This window comes from Kitasatospora sp. NPDC057692 (assembly GCF_042799475.1).
GTDB lineage: Bacteria > Actinomycetota > Actinomycetes > Streptomycetales > Streptomycetaceae > Kitasatospora.
On sequence record NZ_JBHVIV010000118.1, the window covers coordinates 1 to 21,694 of the forward strand.

General features: G+C 75.5%; 21 protein-coding genes. 13 read left to right on the plus strand and 8 right to left on the minus strand.

The genetic code is table 11. From position 1 onward, the window contains the following. Positions 1 to 48: 48 nt before the first annotated feature. The 3 genes from ACFVFS_RS37125 to ACFVFS_RS37135 all read right to left on the minus strand — a co-directional run bounded on the left by ACFVFS_RS37125 (position 49) and on the right by ACFVFS_RS37135 (position 2,903). Positions 49 to 1,671, minus strand: coding sequence for an alpha/beta hydrolase (locus tag ACFVFS_RS37125; protein WP_380629387.1), 1,623 nt, complete (start codon positions 1,669 to 1,671; stop codon positions 49 to 51). 144 nt (positions 1,672 to 1,815) lie between these two features. After that, on the minus strand, positions 1,816 to 2,586 hold the full coding sequence (locus tag ACFVFS_RS37130) for an HNH endonuclease family protein (protein WP_380629388.1): 771 nt from the start codon (positions 2,584 to 2,586) through the stop codon (positions 1,816 to 1,818). Positions 2,587 to 2,720: 134 nt separating this feature from the next. Next, positions 2,721 to 2,903, minus strand: a complete 183-nt coding sequence (locus ACFVFS_RS37135) for a hypothetical protein (protein WP_380629389.1) — start codon at positions 2,901 to 2,903, stop codon at positions 2,721 to 2,723. Between the two features lie 83 nt (positions 2,904 to 2,986). Between ACFVFS_RS37135 and ACFVFS_RS37140 the strand changes: the two genes are divergently transcribed. The 6 genes from ACFVFS_RS37140 (at position 2,987) to ACFVFS_RS37165 (ending at position 8,791) form a co-directional block, all read left to right on the plus strand. Continuing rightward, a complete protein-coding gene (locus tag ACFVFS_RS37140) occupies positions 2,987 to 3,418 on the plus strand; it encodes a helix-turn-helix domain-containing protein (RefSeq protein WP_380629390.1) in 432 nt (143 codons plus the stop codon). Positions 3,419 to 3,462: 44 nt separating this feature from the next. Next, positions 3,463 to 4,062, plus strand: a complete 600-nt coding sequence (locus ACFVFS_RS37145; protein WP_380629391.1) for an NTP transferase domain-containing protein — start codon at positions 3,463 to 3,465, stop codon at positions 4,060 to 4,062. Between the two features lie 218 nt (positions 4,063 to 4,280). Further along, positions 4,281 to 5,150: a hypothetical protein gene (locus ACFVFS_RS37150; protein ID WP_380629392.1), complete on the plus strand. Its 870-nt coding sequence runs from the start codon at positions 4,281 to 4,283 to the stop codon at positions 5,148 to 5,150. A 249-nt stretch (positions 5,151 to 5,399) separates the two neighbouring features. Then, the gene (locus tag ACFVFS_RS37155; protein WP_380629393.1) at positions 5,400 to 6,191 is read left to right on the plus strand and encodes a hypothetical protein; all 792 of its coding nucleotides are present in this window, start codon (positions 5,400 to 5,402) and stop codon (positions 6,189 to 6,191) included. Between the two features lie 210 nt (positions 6,192 to 6,401). Beyond that, positions 6,402 to 7,517, plus strand: a complete 1,116-nt coding sequence (locus ACFVFS_RS37160) for a (2Fe-2S)-binding protein (protein WP_380629394.1) — start codon at positions 6,402 to 6,404, stop codon at positions 7,515 to 7,517. Between the two features lie 236 nt (positions 7,518 to 7,753). After that, positions 7,754 to 8,791 carry a DUF2637 domain-containing protein gene (locus ACFVFS_RS37165; RefSeq protein ID WP_380629395.1) on the plus strand — a complete coding sequence of 346 codons (1,038 nt, stop codon included), beginning with the start codon at positions 7,754 to 7,756 and terminating at the stop codon, positions 8,789 to 8,791. A gap of 63 nt (positions 8,792 to 8,854) precedes the next feature. Here the strand turns inward: ACFVFS_RS37165 and ACFVFS_RS37170 are convergent, their stop codons facing one another. Beyond that, a complete protein-coding gene (locus ACFVFS_RS37170) occupies positions 8,855 to 11,104 on the minus strand; it encodes a SpoIIE family protein phosphatase (protein ID WP_380629396.1) in 2,250 nt (749 codons plus the stop codon). A 324-nt stretch (positions 11,105 to 11,428) separates the two neighbouring features. Next, positions 11,429 to 11,926: an ATP-binding protein gene (locus ACFVFS_RS37175; protein ID WP_380629397.1), complete on the minus strand. Its 498-nt coding sequence runs from the start codon at positions 11,924 to 11,926 to the stop codon at positions 11,429 to 11,431. A gap of 426 nt (positions 11,927 to 12,352) precedes the next feature. Between ACFVFS_RS37175 and ACFVFS_RS37180 the strand changes: the two genes are divergently transcribed. The 3 genes from ACFVFS_RS37180 to ACFVFS_RS37190 are packed head-to-tail and all read left to right on the plus strand — an operon-like array spanning position 12,353 to position 15,862. Continuing rightward, a complete protein-coding gene (locus ACFVFS_RS37180; RefSeq protein ID WP_380629398.1) occupies positions 12,353 to 13,063 on the plus strand; it encodes an urease subunit gamma in 711 nt (236 codons plus the stop codon). Next, a complete protein-coding gene (locus ACFVFS_RS37185) occupies positions 13,060 to 14,790 on the plus strand; it encodes an urease subunit alpha (RefSeq protein WP_380629399.1) in 1,731 nt (576 codons plus the stop codon). The genes ACFVFS_RS37180 and ACFVFS_RS37185 overlap by 4 nt, the downstream gene beginning before the upstream one ends. A gap of 28 nt (positions 14,791 to 14,818) precedes the next feature. Continuing rightward, complete coding sequence (locus tag ACFVFS_RS37190) at positions 14,819 to 15,862, plus strand: agmatine/peptidylarginine deiminase (protein ID WP_380629400.1); 1,044 nt, start codon at positions 14,819 to 14,821, stop codon at positions 15,860 to 15,862. 12 nt (positions 15,863 to 15,874) lie between these two features. Here ACFVFS_RS37190 and ACFVFS_RS37195 read toward each other — a convergent pair whose 3' ends face one another. Continuing rightward, positions 15,875 to 16,099, minus strand: a complete 225-nt coding sequence (locus ACFVFS_RS37195) for a hypothetical protein (protein WP_380629401.1) — start codon at positions 16,097 to 16,099, stop codon at positions 15,875 to 15,877. Positions 16,100 to 16,241: 142 nt separating this feature from the next. Between ACFVFS_RS37195 and ACFVFS_RS37200 the strand changes: the two genes are divergently transcribed. Further along, complete coding sequence (locus ACFVFS_RS37200; RefSeq protein WP_380629402.1) at positions 16,242 to 16,853, plus strand: TetR family transcriptional regulator C-terminal domain-containing protein; 612 nt, start codon at positions 16,242 to 16,244, stop codon at positions 16,851 to 16,853. 17 nt (positions 16,854 to 16,870) lie between these two features. Here the strand turns inward: ACFVFS_RS37200 and ACFVFS_RS37205 are convergent, their stop codons facing one another. Both ACFVFS_RS37205 and ACFVFS_RS37210 read right to left on the minus strand, forming a co-directional pair. Next, on the minus strand, positions 16,871 to 17,482 hold the full coding sequence (locus ACFVFS_RS37205) for a DUF1707 domain-containing protein (protein ID WP_380629403.1): 612 nt from the start codon (positions 17,480 to 17,482) through the stop codon (positions 16,871 to 16,873). Positions 17,483 to 17,543: 61 nt separating this feature from the next. Beyond that, positions 17,544 to 19,217 carry a hypothetical protein gene (locus ACFVFS_RS37210; protein ID WP_380629404.1) on the minus strand — a complete coding sequence of 558 codons (1,674 nt, stop codon included), beginning with the start codon at positions 19,215 to 19,217 and terminating at the stop codon, positions 17,544 to 17,546. Positions 19,218 to 19,470: 253 nt separating this feature from the next. Here ACFVFS_RS37210 and ACFVFS_RS37215 point away from each other — a divergent pair, with 253 nt between their 5' ends. From ACFVFS_RS37215 to ACFVFS_RS37225, 3 genes are all read left to right on the plus strand, one after another. Beyond that, positions 19,471 to 20,031, plus strand: a complete 561-nt coding sequence (locus ACFVFS_RS37215; RefSeq protein ID WP_380629405.1) for a hypothetical protein — start codon at positions 19,471 to 19,473, stop codon at positions 20,029 to 20,031. A 134-nt stretch (positions 20,032 to 20,165) separates the two neighbouring features. After that, entirely contained in the window at positions 20,166 to 20,852 is a 687-nt protein-coding gene (locus tag ACFVFS_RS37220) for a DUF3105 domain-containing protein (RefSeq protein ID WP_380629407.1), read from the plus strand. Beyond that, positions 20,849 to 21,586, plus strand: coding sequence for a DUF305 domain-containing protein (locus tag ACFVFS_RS37225; RefSeq protein ID WP_380629408.1), 738 nt, complete (start codon positions 20,849 to 20,851; stop codon positions 21,584 to 21,586). The genes ACFVFS_RS37220 and ACFVFS_RS37225 overlap by 4 nt, the downstream gene beginning before the upstream one ends. Positions 21,587 to 21,694 lie beyond the last annotated feature (108 nt).

Genomic DNA, 21,694 nt, shown 5'->3' on the forward strand with positions numbered 1-21,694 from the left:
GTGGTTCACCGTGCCGCGCCCCGTCGCCGTGCTACCCGGCCGACCGCCTCACTGCGCGGCGTCGGTCGCGCAGCGCGTCCCGGCGGCCGGCACCGTGCCGTCGACGAGGAAGGCGTTCACGGCGGTCCGGACGCACTCGCTGCGCCCGTAGCCGGTGTGCCCCTCGCCCTCGCGGGTGAGCAGCACGGCGTTGCCGAGCTGGGCGGCGAGCTTCTCGGCGTTGGCGTACGGGGTGGCCGCGTCGCCGGTGGAGCCGACCACCACGATCGGCGTCGCGGCCTTCGAGGTGATCGCGTGCGCCTTCTCGGGCGAGCGGAACGGCCAGGTGCGGCAGTCGGGGTCGAACAGCGCCGATCCCGGCTCGTGCCGGCTGATCAGCGGGGCCTTGGCCGCCATCTCGGCGTACGCGGCCTGGAGCGCGTCACCGGTGGGCACGCCGGTCGCGCCGTCGGCGCAGTAGACGGCGGTGTAGGCGTCGGCGGAGGCGCTGTAGTGGCCCTCCTGGTCGCGCTTGTTGTAGCTGTCGGCGTAGGCGAGCAGGTACTCGCCCTTGCCGCGGAGCATGGCCCAGCCGAGGTTGTTGGCCAGGGCGTCCCAGCCGCTCTCGTCCCCGTAGAGGCCCTCGATCACGCCGGTCCACGCGGCGGTGGAGGTGAGGACGCGCCCGTCCTTGGCGGTGAGCGGCTTCTGCTTGAGGCCGTCGAGGAAGTCGGCGAGCTTCTCCGGCGCCTTCTCCGGGTCCTTGCCGAGCGGGCACTGCGCCTGCTTGGCGCAGTGGGCGGCGAAGGCGCGCAGCGAGCGCTCGAAGCCCGCGTACTGCTCGATGTTGTTCTCGGCCAGCGGCTTGGCCGGGTCGACCGCGCCGTCCAGGACGAGCCGGCCGACGCGGTCCGGGAACTCCTCCGCGTAGACGCTGCCGATGTAGGTGCCGTAGGACAGTCCGAGGTAGCTGAGCTTCTGGTCGCCGAGCGCGGCCCGCAGCACGTCCATGTCGCGGACGGTGTCGCGGGTGCCGATGTGCTCCAGCAGCTTGCCGTACTTGGCCTGGCAGGCGTCCGCGAGGACCTTGCCGTGCTCGGGACCGAGGTCGTCGGTGGTGACCCAGGTGTCGCGGGCCTTGTCGTCCAGGCACTTGATCGGCGAACTGAGGCCGGTGCCGCGCGGGTCGAAGCCGACGATGTCGTAGTGGTCGCGCAGCGGGCCGTCGTAGTCCTTCTGGCCGCGCTGCACCATGCCGACGCCGCTGCCGCCGGGCCCGCCCGGGTTGACCAGCAGCGAGCCGGTCCGCTCGCCGGGCTTGGCGCCGGGGATCCGGGCGACACCGACGTCGATCGTCTCGGCGCCCGGGCTGGCGTAGTCCAGCGGGACCTTGAGGGTGGTGCACTGCACCGCCGACTCGTCGGTCTTCTCGGTCTTCGGGTCGTCCTTGCAGGCGGCCCAGGTGAGCTGCTGGCCGTAGAACGCCTGGAGCGCCGGGTCCGCCTGGCCGGTGGGCTTCACGGTGGGCGTGGGCGTCGGCGTGGCGGTCGGAGTGGGCGACGGCGTGGTGGTCGCGGCGGTGGACGGCGCGTCGGAGGCCGCGCCGGTGGTGCCGCCCGAGCTGGTGCAGGAGGCCAGCAGGGCGGCCGCGGCGACGGCGGGCAGGGCGCGTCGCGAGAACCGGATGATCATCGAATTCACCGCATACGAATACCATCTGACGGTCACACGATCGACGGTGCCCCACCCGCCGCGACCCGCCCGCCGGGCACGCTTCCGGACAAAGGGCGACGAACCTCCGAGGAAACGATTCCTCAGTCGCCGGTCAGTCGCCGGTCAGCCGCCGCACTGCTGCAGCATCGCCTTCTTGTCCGCCTCCGTCACCGGCAGCTGGTACTTCAGCGACACCTGCGCGAAGCGCACCGCGTACGCACAGCGGATCTCCGGGTTGGCGGGCAGCCAGGCGGACGGGCCGGAGTCGCCCTTGGAGGCGTTCTGCGAGCCGTCGGCCGGGATGAGGTTGAGCGGGTCGTTGGCGATCTGCACGCGCTTCAGCTTCTCCCACTTGCTCGCGCCCATCTGCCAGTCGTAGGACAGCGGCATCACGTGGTCGATCTGGATCTTCGAGGCCTGCTGCTTGTTCCACTCCACCGTCTTGCCGGTGTAGGGGTCGTGGATGGTCATCGAGGTGACCGTGCACTTCGAGCCGTCCTTGCGCTCGACCGCCGAACCGTCCCGGGCCAGCAGGTCGTTGCGGGTGTCGCAGTTGTTGTGGCCGCCGGGTATGCCGTCCACGTTGTCGGTCCAGGCCGGTCCGAACTCGTTGCGGTCGTAGCCGTCCTTGGGGCCGGTCGCGGCGGTGGCGACCTTGGCGATCAGCGCCCGGCCCGCCTTCTGGTCCTCGGCCGAAGTCAGCGGCGCCAGACCGGGCTTGGTGCCGTCGGGGTTCTCCAGGGGGCTGGTGCCGCGGTTGGCGGCGCCCGCCGCCCCGGCACCGGCGGAGGCGCCGCCGTCCGCCGGCTTCTTGTCGTCCGAGCAGCTGCTCAGCACCAGGGCGGATATCAGGAGGACGGCGGCGGCGGACAGGGTGGTGCGACGGGCGGGCACGGGGACTCCCCAGATGGGCGGGCGGCTGACGGCGCACCAGCAGACCAGCCGCCCCGCAGGCGGTCAAGCCACCACAACACGGAGCATTTCGATCATGGCGAAGCTCACACCGTCCGCCGCCGGGCGCCGCCCGCTCAGGGCCGCGGCGCGCGGACGATCTCCCCCAGCTCCGCCCCCGGCACCGCCGTGAGGACGGGCTCCGGCGCACCGGCCGCCGCCGCCAGCCGCCCCGGCAGCTCGCGGGCGGACGCCTCGCTGGTACCGGGCACGTGCCAGACCCGGCCCCAGGACGCCTCGTTGCGCGCGGCGGGGCACATGGTCCGCACCGACCACGGCGCGGCCGTCGCCAACGCGGTGGCCCGGCCGTCGCCAACGCGGTGGCCCGGCCGGCGCCAACGCGGTGGCCCGGCCGGCGGCGGTCTCGGCGGTCCGCGACGGCGGCCAGGGCCAGGTCCTGCCGACACCGGTGGCCGGCCCGGACGGCAACTCGCTCGCCGCCACCCGCGCCTGGGCGCTCGCCCGGCTCGCCGAGCCGCTCACCCTGGCCGGGTCGGCCGCGCACGCGGGGGTCGGTGTGCGCACCCTCAACCGCCGCTTCCAGGCCGAGACCGGGACGACCCCGCTCCAGTGGCTGCTCACCCAGCGCCTCGAACAGGCCCGGGAGCTGCTGGAGTCCACCGCGCTGCCGGTCGGCCTGGTCGCCGCGCGGACCGGCTTCGTCACCCCCGACTCGCTGCGCCGCCACCTCCTCCGGCGGATCGGCCTGACGCCCCGCGCCTACCGCGCGCACTTCACCCGGCCGCCGGCCCGCACGGACCGCACGGACCGCTGACGGCGGCGGCTGACGGCGGCGGCCGGGACGGGCAGGCTGGGCGTATGGAACAGAACGGGACGGTGGCCGCCCTGGTGCTCGCCGCCGGGGGCGGACGGCGGCTGGGCGGACGGGCGAAGGCGCTGCTCCGCTACCGGGGCCGGCCGCTGGTGGAGCACGCGGTGGCGGTGGTCCGGGCGGGCGGCTGCCGGGAGGTGACGGTGGTGCTCGGCGCGGACCGGGCGCGGGTGCGGTCCACGGCCCATCTGCCGGGCTGCCGGCTGGTGGCCAATCCGGACTGGCGGAGCGGCATGGGCTCCTCCCTGCGCGCCGGCCTGGCCGCCCTGCCGGCCGGCGCCCCGGCGGTGCTGGTGATGCTGGTCGACACCCCGGGGGTGAGCCCCGCCGCGGTGGCCCGGCTGCTGGCCGCCCACCGGGCCGGGGCGCAGCTGGCCGCCGCGGCGTACGAGGGGCGGCGCGGTCACCCGGTGCTGATCGGGGCCCGGCACTTCGCCGAGGCCGCGGAGGGCGCGCACGGCGACGCGGGGGCGCGTGCCCTGCTGGCGGCGCACCCGGACGACCTCATCCTGGTGGAGTGCGCCGACGTCGCCGCCCCGGACGACCTGGACACCCCGGGCGACCTCGCCCGCTGGGGCGCGCAGTGACGCACGGGCCGCGGCGGACCACAGGCGTGCACCCCCGTTCCGGCGATCGAGGGCCCGGATCCCGCGCGAGGGGGAGGCGTCTCCTCCTCACCGCCGATCAATCGAGCGCACACCCCTGATTCCTCCCTGAGGATTGCCGCATTCCGCGCCGCGCCCCCCGGGTTTCGGGGAGCATGGGAGACGTCACCCACCCCCGATTCGAACGGACGGTGCCCGCGATGCCCGGACTGCCCGACGACTTCACCGGACACGACCCGACCGGGCGCGGCCCGGCGGCGGCGGGTGGCGCCCGGGCGATCCGCTGCCCCGCCTGCCGGCGGGAGCACCTGTACGAACCGCCGTCGCTGCCCTGCCCGTGCGGCGCCTCGCTCAAGGTGCCGCTGCTGCGCGGCGGCGTGCCGGTGCAGGTGCGCTTCCGGTCGTGGGAGGACTCCTGGCTGAGCATGCGCTGTCCGCACTGCGGGCGCTCCGACCAGTGGCCGCAGCCCGAGTTCACCTGCAACTGCGGGGCCACCGTGCGGCTCCCGGTGGACCGGACGACCCGGCTGGGCGGCGGCTCCACGGCCGGTCCGCTGGGCGCCGCCGCCGGCCCGCGGGCCTCCCACCCGCACCCGACACGCCCCGCGCACTCGCTGGACGCCCCCGCCGCGGCCCCGCCGGCGGCCGGGCCGGGCGCTCCGGCCGCGCCCTGGCGGCGGCGCGCGCCGTTCCGCCCGCACCCGGTGCGGACCTCGCAGGACGCCGTCTTCACCGCCGCCCGCTACCTGGAGTGGCTCGGCTTCGACGACCTGGAGCTGACCGAGGCCCAGGAGCGCGACGGGGTCACCCTGCTGGGCAGCCGGATGGTCGCGCAGGTGGACACCTGGACCGAACCGGCCGATGTGAAGTCGGTCGAGTGCCTGTGGCTGCAGACCCTGCACGCGGAGGAGATGGCCGCCGCGATGTTCACTCTTGCGGGCTATTCGCACCAGGCCACGGTGCGCGGGGAACAGCTGCTGGTGGCCCTGTTCAGCCTTGACCTGGCGGGCGTGCCGCAGCCCGCGAACGGCGCCGCGGAGGCCCTGATGGAGACCGGCTGGACGTCCTGAGGCCCCGTTCGGCCCCGGCCGGCCGACCGCTGATCGTTTAGACGAAAAGCCGCCCGGACGCAACAACCTCCGCTCGTGATCTGGTGCACAAGCTCGCCCCCGTGTTGAATTGCCGCCACAGTGCGGGCCTGTGGCGCGTCGTGCCACGCAAGGGGAGGGGCCCGTTTCCTGCTGGATGGCGCACACAAGGAGGTGGCGTTGTCGGAGCACGGATGGGGCCCTAGCGGCCAGGACGCACGGGGGGCGGCGGTGCCTCCGGAGCCGGGGGACACCGTGTGGCGGCTGCGGTCCCGGGCGTGCTGGCGGGAGGCCGCCGACCTGTTACGCCCGGCCGCCGAGCACGACCCGGCGGCCGCGCTCGTGAGAGCCGAACTGCTGATCGAGCAGTGCCTGTTCACCGCCGCCCACTGGAGCCAGGCCGAGCAGGCGCTGCGGCTGGCCGAGGCCGTCGCGGCGACCACCGAACAGCGCGCGGCCGCGGCCTGCGCCCGGGGCTTCCTGGCGTACGTGGCCAGTGTGCTCGGCGCCCGCGACCGGCTGGACGAGGCCCAGGCGGCGCTCGGCCGCACCTCGGCCCTGCTGCCGCCGGACGCACCGGGCCGGCCGCTGCTGGACTTCCGCCGGGGGCTGGTCGCGGAGAATCTGCTGCGCGACCCGACGGCGGCCTGGATCGCCTACCGGCGGGCGCACGACGGCGCGGGCGAGCGCGGCGACGAGCTGCTCCGCTCCTCGACCTGGCGGCACCTGGCCGCGCTGGCGCTCGCGGCGGGCGACCGCGAGCGGGCCCGGGAGGGGTTCGACGCCTCGCTGCGGCTGCGCGAGCAACTGGGCTTCACGGTGGGGGTGGCACCGGCCCTGGCGGCGCTGGCCGAGGTGTCCGAACCCGCCGAGGCCGTGCGGCTGCGGGCGGAGGCGGCCCGGCTGGTGCAGGCGCTCGGAGGCGTGCCGGTGTGGCTCGCCCGCCAGCTGGGCGCGGGGCGCGCGCCCGGCGCTCCCTCGGACGGACGCGTCGAGAGGCAGGCGCAGGGGCCGATCAGCTAAGGTGAGGCTAACCTGGCCGGGTCGAGCAGTGCCCCGGCCAGGTCGGCCTTGCCGTTCCCGGGCTCCGCCAGGCCCCGGCCGGCCGGGCCCGGACGTGCGGCGCCGCGGCGCCACGGCACCCCCGTCCGGGGCGCGCCGGCGGCGGACGGGTTCCGGCCCGGGCGCGGACCGGACGGTCCGGCCGGCCCGGTCGACCCGATGGGCGCGACCATGACCGTGAGCAGCACCCGGCCCGCCGCCGAGCCTCCCGCCCCGGGACCGCCCGCCCTCGGCCGCCGCCACGGCCCCGCCGCGCCCCCGGTCCGCGCCACCGCACCGCCGCCCGCGGACCCCCGTCGGGCCCACGGCGCCGTGCCCTTCCACCACCCCGCCCCCGAACCCGCGGACACCGCACACCCCCACCAGCCCGACACCTCGCCCACACCCCGGACCCGCGCCGCCGCACCGACACCCGCGGACCTCCGTCGGCCCGGCGGCGCCGCCTCCCCCGGGGCGCCCGGCCGCGCCGGGGGGTCCACCCAGTTCCCCCCGCCCTGGGCCGGCGCCTACCGGCGGCTCGGGGAGGTGGTGCCCGAGCCGCGGGTGCTCTGCGCGCCGCCGCGGAGCGGGCGGGGGTGGATCGCGGGGGCGGAGCTGCTGGCGGACCCGGCGGCGCTGCGGGAGTTGGTGGCGTACGACGCCCGGCAGGGGCTGGCCCGCTACGGCCGGGCGCTGCGGCCCGACGTGGCGGCCTCCATCGGTCTGCACCGGTTCGTCTGGCCGGTCTCGCTGCTGTTCACCCTGCCGTGGTTCCTGGAGCGCCGGGTGCCGCTGCTCGCGCCCGCCGACGTGTCGATCCACCGCCCCGGCGGCGAACTGACGGTCCGCCCCGGCGCGTTCGCCTGCCTGCCCGGTGACCCGGCGGCGCGATCGACGCCGGCGGCCCGGCCCGCGGCCGACGAGGCGGCGCTGGCCGGCCAGCTCCGCGCGGCGCTGGCGGACTTCCTGGCCCCGGTGCTGGCCGCCTTCCGCCCGGAGGTGCGGCGCGGGCCGCGCACGCTCTGGGCGATGGCCACGGACGCGGTGGTGGAAGGCCTCTGGCAGGTCGGCGGACGGCTGGGCGAGGAGGATCGCGCACGGACGGAACTCACCGCGCTGTTCCCCCCGCACGGCCCCGGCGCGCCGGAGTGCGCGCCCTTCACGCCGGGCGCCGGATTCACCACCCCGGCGCCCGGCTCCCCGGCCCGCACCGAACGCTCCGGACGGTGCCGGGCCAGCTGCTGCCTCGTCTACACCGCGCGGATCGAGGCGATGTGCGCCGGCTGCCCCCGCGTCACGCGGGGTTGACGGAGGTCGGAGGCGGTCCCGCCCTCCACCGCAGCCCCGCCCGCCCCGGCCGCCGGAATTCCGGATTCCTCTTCACCAAAATAAGTATGACGATATGAATTGCCCATCGCCAGATATCCCCCTCCTCGGTGCATTGACAGGAAATCGGCCGTTCCCCGCCCGGGCATCCGCCATGATGGTCCCCGCCAACACGACGCAGGAAATCGCGACGTAGGAAAGCGAGGCTGGTCCGGGCGATGAAATTGTCCGACATACCGCTGGGTTGGGCCGTCATCGGCGTTGCGGTGCTGCTGGTCGCCGCGCTCCTGGTGGCCCTGACCCGGAGCCGGGGGACCACGGGCGGCGGGGGCGCCGCGGATTCCTGGGAGCGGTCCGAGGAACGCCGCCGCCGCAAGGAGTCCCTGTACGGCGGGGCCTCGTACACGCTGCTGTTCTGCTGCGCGGCGGTGGCCGCCGCGCTCTCCTTCCACGGCCTGGTCGGCTTCGGGGTGCAGAACCTCAACCTGTCCGGCGGCTGGGAGTACCTGGTGCCGTTCGGCCTGGACGGCGCGGCGATGTTCTGCTCCGTGCTGGCCGTGCGCGAGGCCAGCCACGGTGACGCGGCGCTCGGCTCCCGGCTGCTGGTCTGGCTGTTCGCCGGGGCCTCCGCGTGGTTCAACTGGGTGCACGCCCCGCGCGGCTTCGGCCACGCCGGCGCGCCGCAGTTCTTCGCGGGGATGTCGCTCTCGGCCGCCGTGCTGTTCGACCGGGCGCTCAAGCAGACCCGCCGCGCGGCGCTGCGCGAGCAGGGACTCGTCCCCCGCCCGCTGCCGCGGATCCGGATCGTCCGCTGGCTGCGCGCCCCGCGCGAGACCTACGCGGCCTGGTCGCTGATGCTGCTGGAGAACGTCCGCAGCCTGGACGAGGCGGTCGACGAGGTCCGCGACGACAGGCGCGAGCGGGTCCGCGAGAAGGAGCGCCGCAAACTGGCCGGGCGCCGCGAGCGGGCCGAGATCCGGGCGATCAACCGGACCAACACCTGGCGCCAGCGCGGTGGCGGCGGCGTGCCGCCGGCGGCCCGGCAGCTGGAGTCCGGCCAGGAGTCCGCCATAGCCGCCGACGGCGGGCCCGGAGCGGAGCGGGCCGCCGTCGGCGGCGCGGTCGCGCAGCCCGGTCTGCCGGCCGGGCCCGAGCGGCGCACCGTCGACCTCACGACGGAGGACGACACCGTGCCGCTGCCCCGGCTGGAGGAGCTGGAGCAGAAGCTGAAGGACCTGGAGCGGCAGTTCGGCTGACGCCCCGGGACATCACCCCGGGACATCACCCCGCGGCGCGGCGGCCGGCGCCACCCGCCGGCGTCACTCCGCGGGCGTGGCGTTGAGCTCGAACCACATCCGCTTGCCCGTCCCCCGGGGCTCCACGCCCCAGCCGTCCGCCAGCGCCTCGACCAGCATCAGCCCGCGCCCGGAGGAGGCCTGCTCCCCCGGTGTGCGGCGGGTCGGCCAGAGGTCCGACTCGTCCTCCACCTCGACCCGCAGCCGCGCCCGTCCGCCGTCCGCGGCCGGCTCCCGGTAGAGACGGGCGGTGAACATCGCGTCCCGGTCGGTGTGCCGGATGGCGTTGGTCACCAGCTCGGAGGAGAGCAGCTCGGCGGTGTCGATCAGCTCGGACACCCCCCAGCGGCGCAGCGCGTCGCGCAGCTCGGCGCGGACCTCCGAGATCCGCGCGAGGTCCGCCTGGCCGATCCGGCGGCGCAGCTGCTGGGCGGCCAGACCGCCCTCGGGGCCGTCCCAGCGCAGCAGGAGCAGCGCTATGTCGTCCTCGCGCTCGCTGGAGTCGGCCGCCTGGGAGGCGATCCGGTCGGCGAGGTCGTCCAGCGGGTCGCGGCCGGTCGCGACGGGGTCCGCGAGCGGCTCGGAGAGCACCGCGGTGAGCCGGGCGATGCCCTCGTCGAGGTCCATGCCGCGCGCCTCGACCAGGCCGTCGGTGCAGAGCAGCACGGTCTCGCCCGGGTCGAGGCTGAACCGGGTGACCCGGTACTCCTCGTCCGGGGCGATGCCGAGCGGCAGTCCGCCGGCCACCGGGACGGTGGTGGCGGTGCCGTCACCGCGCCGCACCACCGGGTCGAGGTGGCCCGCCCGGACGGCGTAGACCACGCCGTAGTCGACGTTGACCTCGGCGTAGGTGCAGGTGGCGAAGTGGTCGGTGTCGAGGTCGGCGAGGAAGCGGGAGGCCCGGGCCATCACCGCGGCGGGCGGGTGGCCCTCGGCGGCGTAGGCGCGCAGGGCGATCCGCAGCTGGCCCATGATGCCGGCCGCGTGCACGTCGTGGCCCTGGACGTCGCCGATCACCAGGCCGACGTGGCCGCCGGGCAGCGGCACCACGTCGTACCAGTCGCCGCCGATCTGGAGGCCCGAGCCGGCCGCCAGGTAGCGGACGGCGGTGGTGACGCCCGGGACGGACGGCACGGTGCGCGGCAGCATGACGCGCTGGAGGCCGGCCGCCAGCTCGTGCTCGGCGTCGTGCAGCCGGGCCCGGGCCAGCGACTGGGCGACCAGGCCGCCGAGGGTGGAGAGCAGGGTGCGCTCGTCGGCGTCGAGCTGGCGGTCGTCGTCGAAGCTGACCACGCAGACGCCGATCGCCCGGCCGCTGGCGACCAGCGGCAGGAACGCCCAGGAGCTGCGGGTGGTGCGGCGGGCCCGGTCCCAGACGTCCGGGTAGCGCTCGCGGTACTCGTCCCGGCTGGCGCAGAAGACCGGGGCGCGGCCGCGCAGCGCCTCGGCGGCGGGGTGGGTCGGCGGCAGCAGCGAGCGGTCGTAGGCGGCCAGTTCCTCGGTGTGGTGGCCGGAGGCGCCGAGGAGCTGCACCCGGCCGGCCTCGAAGGAGGCCAGCACCAGACCGTCCGGCGGCAGGCCGGGCAGCGGCAGCTCGGTGAAGACCCGGGCGACGTCGCGCACGGTGACCGCCTCGGAGAGCGCGCGGGCGGCCTCCTTGATGAAGCGGGAGCGCTCCTCGCGCAGCAGGGCGAGCCGGTCGGCGCGGTCGCGCTTGTGCAGCTCGACGGTGGCGTCCCAGACGAAGCCGACCATCCGGGAGGCGCGGCCGAAGGCGTCGGCGAGGACCCGGCCGCGGAACCGGACGGCCCGGGTGGTGCCGCCCTTGCCGAGCGTCCGGTAGTAGGCGCCGCACTGGCCGAGCTCGGCGACGGCGCGCTCGACCCGGCGGCGCACCACGGGGGCGTCCTCGGGGTGGAGCAGGGCCAGGAAGGAGGCGGAGGTGCGGTCGAAGCGGCCCTTCTCGGCGCCGTCGAGGCCGACGATGATGCAGGCGCGCTGGTCGCCCTCCAGGATGTCGCGGCGGATGTCCCAGTCGAACGAGCCGATGCCGTTGGCGGCCATCGCGGGCTCCAGCCAGTCCGGCGTGGAGTCGCCCGGGGAGAGCGGCAGGCCGCCGGAGAGCATCGGCGCGAGCCGGCCGGCGGCCAGGCCGGGGGCGGTGCGCAGCACGTTCCGCCGGGCCGCCTGCGCGGGGGGCCTGGCCCGCCCGGAGCCGGTCGCGGGGGGACCGGAAGGGAGGGCCGGCCCCGGTGACTCGGGCTCAGTGGGCATGCTGCTCCTGCCGCTGCCGTGGCGGACCGCGCCGACCGTCCGGACGGGCCGCGTGGCGGGTGGTGGGTGGTGCTCGACGGTCGCGCGCCGACGGGCTGTCAACGGTCGAGGTGGTCTCTCCCCGCCGCTTCTCGCACGTGGGCACACATTCCCACCATCCTGGCCAATGTTCGGCCGAGCGGCAATGGCACCGGGCCGGGAATCTTGCCTTCCGCCTTCACTTCCGGGCATCGTTCGGTGGCGAACAGTGCTCGTACGACAATCGGAGGCCGGCCTGCCGGGCGGTTCCGGGCGCGCCGGGCGGCGTCCGGCGGCTCAGGCGGCTCAGGCGGCGACGATGCCCAGCTCGAACCAGGTGACCTTGCCGTCCCCGCGCAGCTGGACGCCCCAGGAGTCGGCGAGCGCCTCGACCAGCAGCAGCCCGCGGCCGGAGGTGGCGTACTCCGGGTCCGGCTCGCGGCGCCGGCCGGGCAACCGGGCCGTGCCGTCGTGGACCTCGATGCGCAGCCGCTGGTCACCGGTGAGCACCGCGTCGAAGACCGCGCCCTGGCCGGTGTGCTGCAGCGCGTTGGTGACCAGCTCGGAGGTGAGCAGCTCGGCGGTGTCGGCCAGCTCGGGCACGCCCCACAGGCCGAGCGCGGCGCGCAGCCGGCGGCGGACCGCGCCGACGCCGACCAGGTCGGCGGCCTCCAGGGCCAGGTGGAGCCGGCGGTTGAGCGCGCACCCGGGTGCCGGTACGCCCGGCCGGGTGACGCCCGCCGCCGTCGACGGGTTCGCGGGGTCCGCCGTGCCGGCCGGGGCGCCCTGGCCGGTTCCGGTCACCCGGAAGGCTCCACCCGAACTTGTCCGCTGCCGCGGGAATCGCGACTGACCGTCCATCACCCCTGCCCCCGCCCTCGTTCCGGGTCTCCGGTCCGGGTCCCCCGCCGGCCGGTCGACCCCCTTGGTACTGACCAATCATCCTCATGCCCAGCTTTCGGCATTTGGAACAGCACCCCGGCGATCACCTGGGGTGAAGGGGGCACGGGGCGGTTCGCGTGATCCAGCCGCCCCCGCCGGACAGGTTTGCGAAGCGTACGGGCGGTTTTCGGCCTCCGGCGGCGCCGTGCCGGTCGGTCGGCGAGCCGATCGCCGCGGAAGCGGCAAGGCTGGACAGGGCGGGCGGCTCCGGGTTCAATGACCGGAGATGTTTGAACGACGTTCTAACAACCCTCACCCCCCTCTCCCGGCGACCGCGAGCGAGGAACCGTGCGACTGACCCCCACCGAGCGGGACCGGCTGCTGATCTTCACAGCAGCCGAGCTGGCCCGCGCCCGCCGCGCCCGAGGCGTCCGCCTCAACATCCCCGAGGCGACCGCGCTGATCGCCGACGCCGTCTGCGAGGCCGCCCGGGACGGCCGGCGCCTCGCCGAGGCCATCGAGGCCGGCCGCTCCGTGCTCACCGCCGAGGACGTGCTGCCCGGCGTGCCCGACGTGGTCACCGTGGTCCAGGTGGAGGCGGTGTTCGACGACGGCACCCGGCTGGCCGTGGTCAACGACCCGTTCCGGGGGGCCGGCTCGCTCGGCGACGAGGCCCCCGGCGGCGCGCTGCTCGGCGACGGCGCCGGCTACGACCCGGTCGAGGAGACCGTCGTGCTGCCCGTCCACAACACCTCCGGCGTGCCGATCTCGGTCACCTCGCACTTCCACTTCTTCGAGGCCAACCCCCGGCTGGCCTTCGACCGCGGCGCCGCCTACGGCACCCACCTGGCGATCCCGGCCGGCTCCTCGGTGCGCTTCGACCCGGGCGCCACCGTCGAGGTCGGCCTGGTACCGATCGGCGGCGGGCGGGTCGCGATCGGCTTCGCCGGCCTGGTGGACGGCCCGCTGGACGCGCCCGGCGCCAAGGACGCCGCGCTGGCCAAGGCCCGCGCCACCGGCTACCTCACCCACTTCGACGACGCGGAGGTCGAGTCGTGACGTCCATCACCCCCCACGACTACATCTCCGTGCACGGCCCGCGCGCCGGCGACCGGATCCGGCTCGGCGACTCCGGGCTGATCGTCCGCGTCGAGTCCGACTCCCAGGCGCCGGGCGACGAGTTCCTGGCCGGCTTCGGCAAGACCGCCCGCGACGGCCTGCACCTCAAGCCCGCCGCCGTCCGCGACACCTGCGACGTGGTGATCAGCAACGTCCTGGTCATCGACGCGGTCCAGGGCATCCGCAAGACCTCGATCGGCCTGGTCGGCGGCCGGATCGCCTCGATCGGCCGGGCCGGCAACCCGGACACCATGGACGGCGTCGACGTGGTCGTCGGCACCGGGACGACGATCGTCTCCGGCGAGGGCATGATCGCCACCGCCGGCGCCATCGACACCCACGTCCACCTGCTGTCGCCGCGGATCATGGAGGCCTCGCTCGCCTCCGGCGTCACCACGATCATCGGCCAGGAGTTCGGCCCGGTCTGGGGCGTCGGCGTCAACTCGCCGTGGGCGCTGCGGCACGCCTTCAACGCCTTCGACGCCTGGCCGGTCAACATCGGCTTCCTCGGCCGCGGCTCCTCCTCCGACGAGGCCCCGCTGATCGAGGCACTGGCGGAGGGCGGCGCCTCCGGCTTCAAGGTGCACGAGGACATGGGCGCGCACACCCGCGCCCTGGACACGGCGCTGCGGGTCGCCGAGGAGTACGACGTGCAGGTCGCCCTGCACACCGACGGCCTCAACGAGTGCCTGTCCGTCGAGGACACCCTCAAGGTGCTGGAGGGCCGGACCATCCACGCCTTCCACATCGAGGGCTGCGGCGGCGGCCACGTGCCCAACGTGCTCAAGATGGCGGGCGTGCCGAACGTCATCGGCTCCTCCACCAACCCCACCCTGCCGTTCGGCCGGGACGCGCTGGGCGAGCACTTCGGCATGATCGTCTCCGCGCACGACCTCAAGGTCGACCTGCCCGGCGACGCCGCGATGGCCCGCGACCGCATCCGGGCCGGCACGATGGGCGCCGAGGACGTCCTGCACGACCTGGGCGTCATCGGCATCACCTCCTCGGACGCCCAGGGCATGGGCCGGGCCGGCGAGACCGTGCGCCGCACCTTCGCGATGGCCGGCAAGATGAAGGCCGAGCTCGGCCCGCTCGACGGCCCGGGAGGATCGGGCACCGTCGGCACCACCGAGGGCGGCGACGACAACGAGCGCGTGCTGCGCTACATCGCCAAGCTCACCATCAACCCCGCCATCGCCCACGGCCTGGCCCACGAGGTCGGCTCGATCGAGATCGGCAAGCTCGCCGACATCGTGCTGTGGCGCCCGGACCACTTCGGTGCCAAGCCGCAGCTGGTCCTCAAGGCCGGCTTCCCCGCCTACGGCGTGGTCGGCGACCCCAACGCCTCCACCGACCGCTGCGAGCCCCTCGTGCTCGGCCCGCAGTTCGGCGCGCACGGCGCCACCGCCGCCGACATCTCGGTCGCCTTCGTCGCCCAGGCCGCCGCCGACGGCGCCTACCTCGACCGCCCCGCCGACGGCCTGCCCACCCGGCGCCGGCGCGTCGGCGTCCGGAACACCCGCGGCATCGGCCCGCGCGACATGGTGCGCAACGCCCGGGTCGGCCGCGTCGAGGTCACCGAGACCGGCCTGGTCTCGCTCGACGGCGACCCGCTGCGCTCCGAGCCCGCCGACAGCGTCTCGCTCAGCCGCCTCTACTTCCTCTGACCTCCCCGCCCCACCGAAGGACGCCGCGATGACCACCCCCACCCCCGCCTCGCTCGGCTACCGGATGCCCGCCGAGTGGCACCCGCACGACCGCACCTGGATGGCCTTCCCGACCGACAACCCGACCTTCGACACCCCCGAGCACCTGCACGCGGCGCGCGAGGCCTGGGCGAACGTCGCCAACACCGTCGTCCGGTACGAGCCGGTCACCCTGGTGGTGAACACCGGCGAGAGCGCGGAGGCCCGCAAGTACGTCGCCGACGCGGTCGAGATCGTCGAGCGCCCGCTGAACGACGCCTGGATGCGCGACATCGGCCCGAGCTTCCTGATCGACGGCAAGGGCGGCCTGGCCGCCGCCGACTGGATCTTCAACGGCTGGGGCGCGCAGTCCTGGGCCCGCTGGGACAAGGACCAGCACGTCGCCGAGCACATCGGCGAGCTGACCGATGTCCAGCGCTTCGCCTCGAAGCTCATCAACGAGGGCGGCGGCATCCACGTCGACGGCGAGGGCACCGTGCTCGTCACCGAGACCGTCCAGCTGGGCGAGGGCCGCAACGCCGACTGGACCAAGGAGCAGGTCGAGGCCGAGCTGCACGCCTTCCTCGGCACCAGCAAGGCGATCTGGCTGCCGCGCGGCCTCACCCGCGACTACGACGAGTTCGGCACCCGCGGCCACATCGACATCGTGGCCTCCTTCGTCCGCCCCGGCGTCGTCCTCGCCCACGTCCAGCCGGACCCGGCGCACCCCGACCACGAGGTCTGCCGGGAGCTGGTGGCGATCCTGCGGGCCTCCACCGACGCCCAGGGCCGCCCGCTGGAGGTCATCGAGCTGCCCGCCCCCACCGTCCTGCTGGACGAGGAGGGCGAGCCGGTCGACTACTCGTACATCAACCACTACGTGGCCAACGGCGCCGTGGTGCTGTGCGCCTTCGACGACCCGCGCGACCAGGAGGCGGCCGCCGTCCTCGCCGAGGCCTACCCCGGCCGCACGGTCGAGCTGGTCGACGCCCGCGAGATCTTCGCCAACGGCGGCGGCATCCACTGCATCACCCAGCAGCAGCCGAAGGCCTGATCCCGCCCGCCGCTACCGGTGGTACCTCCCCAGGTCGTCGGTCGTGAGTCCGTGGGAGCTGTGCATCGCGATCGAGCTGTAGCAGGAGCGGAGGGCCCTCGCCCGGGCCAGCCGCTCCTGCTCGGCCAGCACCCCGTCGAGGTTCTCGGTCGGGCCGTTGCGGCGCCGGTGCAGGTACACCGCCGGACCGGCCACCAGCACGGCGAGGCCGGCGAACAGGGCGATCATCGTGGCCATGGCCACCTCCTCGGATCGACGCGTCCCGACCGGTACGTACCCGCAGGACCCGGGCGTCGAACCGGTCGGCGTCCCGCTCCGTGGCCGTCCGGCCACGGCCGGTATCGTCAGACACGCCCCAGAGCCCGGAGGAGCAGCACCGATGGCCGACGCCCGCCCGCGCCGACCGGCCCGCCCCCGCGAGGAGGTCTTCGCCACCGCGCGCGCCGCGATCGCCGAACACGGGCTCGCCAAGCTCACCATGGCCGGCCTCGGCAAGCAGTTGCAGATGAGCGCCGGCCACCTGCTGTACTACTTCGGCAGCAAGGACCAGCTGCTGCTGGAGACCCTCCGGTGGAGCGAGGAGCAGCTCGGCGCCCGCCGCCGGGCGATGCTCGCCGACGGCGGGCGCGACGTGCGGGAGCGGCTGGAGGAGTACACCGCGCTCTACCTGCCGGAGGGGCCGGGGGACCCGCGCTGGATCCTCTGGGTCGAGGTGTGGGGGCGCTCCCCCGCCAGCGAGGAGCTGCGGCGGGGCCAGCTGGAGATCGAGGCGCCCTGGCAGGCCGACCTGGTCGCGCTGATCGAGGAGGGCGCCGCCGCCGCCCGCTTCGCCCCCGGCGACGCCACCGAGCGGGCCATCCAGATCCGCGCCCTGCTCGACGGCCTCGCCGTCCCCCTCGCCCTGGGCCTGCCCGGCGCCGACCGCGCCCGCGCCCGCCACCTCGCCACCGCCGCCTGCGCCGCGCTCCTGGGGTCCGCCCCGACCGCCTGACCGGGTGGCGACCGGGACTACGCGGGATTGCCGTCCAGCTTGCGCCGCTCCCAGCGGTTGGGGTGGCGGATGACCACGCCCGCCATGCCGCCGGCCCCGGTGAGCCGGATCAGCGGGGTCCCCGGGAGCCGGTCGGGGGTGGTCCGGTCCGTCAGGCCGCCGATGCCGGGATCCATGCCTCCGGTGTCCGCGGCCCAGGCCTCGGGGATGACGATCGTGACGCCGGCCATCTCCCCGTACGCCTCCACCACGACCTCCGTGCGGCGGCACTCGGCCCGGGTGAAGTCGATCTTCACGCCCCCCAGCCCGCCGCGGGCGATCAGGTGGCCGGGAACCTCCCAGCGCCCGGGGCCGCGGGACACTCCGGACAGGCCGGCCTTGAGGACGAGCGGCTGCTCGTCCTGCCGGGGCCGCGGCCCCGGCAGGTCGGCCGTCAGCACCGCCAACTCGCCGTGGGTCTTCGAGGTCAGCGCCCGCTCCAGGCGCGAATCCAGCTCGTCGAGATCGATGCGCCCCTCGGCCGCCGCATCGCGCAGCCGCTCCACCACCGCTTCCCGGTCGTCGTGGGAGGCGCGGAGTCCGCCCGGGGGAACGGGGCCCGGAGAGCTCTCCGGAAGCTGGTCGGTCATGGCCGCAAGGATAGGCAGCCGGCGGCCCGGGCGGACCACGACGGGGACGCCCGGGCCGGAGCTACTCGGTCCAGACCGCGGCCGCGGTCCGGTCGTCCGCGTAGCCCTTCGCCCGGACCTGCACCTGCCGGAGGAAGTCGACGGTCCCCGGGGGGAGCGGGTGGGCCCAGTGGGAGGCCAGGAAGTGGGCGACGGCCGGCTCGTCGGCGACCGGGCGGGACAGGCCGGGGGCGCAGAGCAGCAGGATGTCGCCCGGGGTCGCCGGGACCATCCGGAAGCGGAACGGCCGGGGGTCCTCCGCCGCGCCCTCCGGCAGCGGCGGCTGGCCGTCGGGGTGGTGCAGCAGCCGGGCCGCGTAGGCGTCGATCCAGTGGCCGGAGCGCAGCAGGAACAGCCCGCCCGGGCCGACCCCGAACGCCGCCCGGTAGCCGGCCGCCGGGTCGAGCGGGACCAGCAGGCAGTGCAGCGAGGCCGGGGACGGCTCGTCCGCGGTGTCCGCGCCGTCGGCACCGTCCGCGGCGCGCTCCGGCTCCAGGGCGCGGAGCGGGGCGACGGCGCTCAGCGCGAGCCGCTGGAGGCCGTAGCGGAGCCGGTCGCGGGCACCGTCGCGCAGGTCGGCGGCCAGGCCCTCGCGGCTGCGGCCGACCGCGCCGGCGAGCTGGCGGCAGGCCTCGGCCGCCGCCGTGGCGACCGCCTCGGCGGTCGGCCCCGCGTGGTCGAAGGTGCCGAGCACCGCGAGCAGCAGGCCGTCCGCCCCCTCGCCGAACCGGGTGACCAGCAGCGAGTCCCGGCGGGGCTCGCCCCGGTGGCGGGCGGAGTCACCGCGGACGGAGGCCGCCCGCAGGGTGGTGGCGGCGTACTGGGCGCCCTCCAGCACGGTGTCGGCGACCACGCCGCCCAGCGCGCCGGGGTCGGCCTCGGGGACGGCGGTCGGCTCGGGGCCGTAGGCGGGCGGCCGCTCGCCGATGTGCGGCACGGTGGGCGCGGCCTCGGGCCGTCCGGGCCGGGGGGCCGGGCGGGGCTCGGGCGGCTCGACGGCGGCCGGCTCGGGCGCGGCGTCCTCGGCGGCCACCGCGGCCACCGGCCGGGGCTCGGGTTCCGGAGCGGGTTCCGGTTCCGGAGCGGGCTCGGGCGTCGGCTCCGGCGTCGGCTCCGGTGTCGACCCGGGCTCGGACGCCGCCTCGGGCTCAGCCGTCGGCTCCGCTTCCGGGGTCGGCTCCGGCGCTAACGCCGGCTCCGGCTCCGGGGCCGACGCGGCCTCGGGCCCGGGCTTGGGCCGCGGCTCGGGCACCCGGGCGTCCGCCGCCCAGGAGGGGGCGGGGAAGCGGTGCGTCTCGTCGGCCGCCGGGACCGCGGGCGTCGACGCCGCTGCCGCCGGCGCCTCCTCGGCCGCCGCGGGCTGCGGGGCGATCACGCCGACGGCGGTGTCGAACCAGTCGTCGATGCTGTCCCGCCCCGGCTCGCTCCGCGGCACCTCCTCGACCACCGCACCGGTCGCCGCCTCCGCGGTCCCCGCCTCCGCGGTCCCCGCCTCCGCAGCCGTCTCCTCCTCGGGGGCGCTCCGCTGCTGCCCGATGAGTCCGGCCGCCGTCTCGAACCAGTCGTCGACGCTGCCCTCCCCCGACGAGGCCCCCGGAGTGTCGGGGAGGGTGCCGGCCGGGCCCGCGTAGACCGTGTCCCACCAGCCGTCGTCCGGCCGGTGCTGCTGCTGAGCGGGTGCACCCTGCTTGGTCATCTGGCGGCTCCTGGTCGCTGGCTCGACGTCATTGTCCCCAAGCGCCAGGACGCTGTCCGGGTTTCGACCACAACCGCGCGCACATCGGCCGATATCGATCACCGGCTTCGCCGCCCGTTTCGCTTCCGTTCCTCCCGCAGTCGACCGAAGCGCCCCGACCAGGGTGTTTCCGGGGCATTCCGGCAGCCCTGCCCGGGAAAATGAGATCCGTGGAGGGCACTCGCTTCACTCGTTCGGCTGATTAAATGTGCGCATGACCGCGTCGGCTCCCAGCAACCCCCGACCGGGGAGCGCCGCACTCGCGGTCCGCCCGGTGGGCACGCTGTGGATCCTGCTGCTGGTCGGGCTGCTGATGGCGCTGCCGTGCGCGGCGCACGCCAAGGCGGCCACCGCCGAGCGGCCGGGCTTCCCGGTGACCGTCCCGGCGGATCCCCCGGTGGGTCCCCCGACCGGTCTCGCCACCGGCGCCGCACCCGGCTTCGCGACCGGTGCCCCGGTCCACTTCGACGGCACCGCCGCCACCGGTCCGGCCACCGGTCCGCAGACCCTTGCCGACCGGATCCGCGCGGAGAGCCACCGGCACTGGACCTGGTGCTCGGTCGACGGCGACCCGCCGCACCGCAACAACGGCTGCTCCAGCCACCCGTACTGCGCCCAGGACGCCCAGCTCCCCAACCCGCCGCCGCACCCGCAACCCGCTGCGGCGCCCCTGGTGGAGACCCCCGAGGCGCTGCCCCGGGTGGTGCCTGCCGGGCTGCTGGTCGGCCCGCACCCCGCGCCCGACCTGCACGAACTCCAAGTACACCGGTCCTGAGTGGAACCCGCCGCCGGACCCGGCCCTCCCCGCCGACCACCGCGTCGCCGGGCGGGCGGGACCGACGGATCCGCCCCATCCCGCCACCTCTTCAGACCGCCGCGCCCGATGCGCGGTGGGGACAAGGACACCACATGGGTTCCGCCTCCAAGCAGACTCAGCCGAACAAGGCGCAGGGCAACAAGCCGAGCGGCAAGCAGGCGAGCAACGACCGCCGCGCCCGGATCGCCGAGCTGCGCGCCGCCGAGGCGCGCCGCGACCGCCGCAACAAGATCATCGCCGGCTCGGTCGCCGGTGTGCTGGTGGTCGCGGCGATAGCCACCGGCACCTGGATCGTGGTCGACGCCAACAAGGACAAGAAGGCCAAGGAGGCCGCCGCCGCGGCCCCGGTCGACGGCGTGCAGACCTTCGGCGAGCTGACCCGCAACCACGTCAAGGAGAAGGTCAGCTACCCGCAGACCCCGCCGGTCGGCGGCGACCACAACGCGATCTGGCTGGACTGCATGGGCACCGTCTACGACCAGCCGGTCGAGAACGAGCGCGCCGTCCACTCGCTGGAGCACGGCGCGGTCTGGGTGACCTACAACGGCAAGGCCACCCCGGACGACATCAAGACCCTCTCGGAGAAGGTCAAGGCCACCCCGTACTCGCTGATGAGCCCGTACCCGGACGAGCAGGGCACCATCACCCTGAGCGCCTGGTCGACCCAGCTCACCGTGGACAGCGCCAGCGACCCCCGGGTGAACCAGTTCTTCACCAAGTACGTCCAGGGCAAGCAGACCCAGGAGCCGGGTGCCTCCTGCAGCATGGGGGCGATGTGACCGCCGCCGGGGAGGGCTCCGCCGCCGACGGCTCCGTCGAGGCGGACCCCGCGGAGGCGACCGACCGCGCGGCCGCGCGCCGGCGGATCTGGTGGCCGGCCGCGCTGGCCGCCGCGCTCGCCCTCGCGCTCGGCGTGCCGGCCCTGGTCGCGGGCGGGACGTCCGCCTCCGGGAGCTCCTCGCTCAGCGCGCCGGCGGACGACTCCCCCGAGGCCGGGTTCGCCCGCGACATGTCGACCCACCACCAGCAGGCGGTGGACCTGTCGTTCATCATCCGCGACCGTACCTCGGACGAGCCGACCCGGACGCTGGCCTTCGACATCATCAACACCCAGGCCAACCAGCGCGGCATGATGATGGGCTGGCTCGACCAGTGGGGGCTCACCCAGCACTCCCCGGCCAAGCCGATGACCTGGATGGCCATGGGCGGCCACGGCCACGGCGCCGACTACCAGGCGCACGACGGCTCGCTGATGCCCGGCATGGCCACCAACACGCAGCTCGCCAAGCTCCGCTCGCTGAACGGGCGGGACGCCGAGGTGTTCTACCTGCAGCTGATGCTGGAGCACCACAAGGGCGGTGTGGAGATGGCCCAGGGCTATGTCGACATGGCGCGCAACGAGGTGGAGAAGCGCCTCGCGCAGTCGATGGTGGCCGGGCAGACCTCGGAGATCGGCCTGATCACCGACATGCTCAAGGACCGCGGCGCCGCCCCCGGCGTGCCCGCCTCCTGACCCGAGCACCCGGCGCACCCGACGGCCGGGGGGGGGGGGGGGGCACCCCCCCCCCCCCCCCCCCCCCCCCCGGAGCCCCCCCGCGCGGGAAAAAAAAAAAAACCCCCC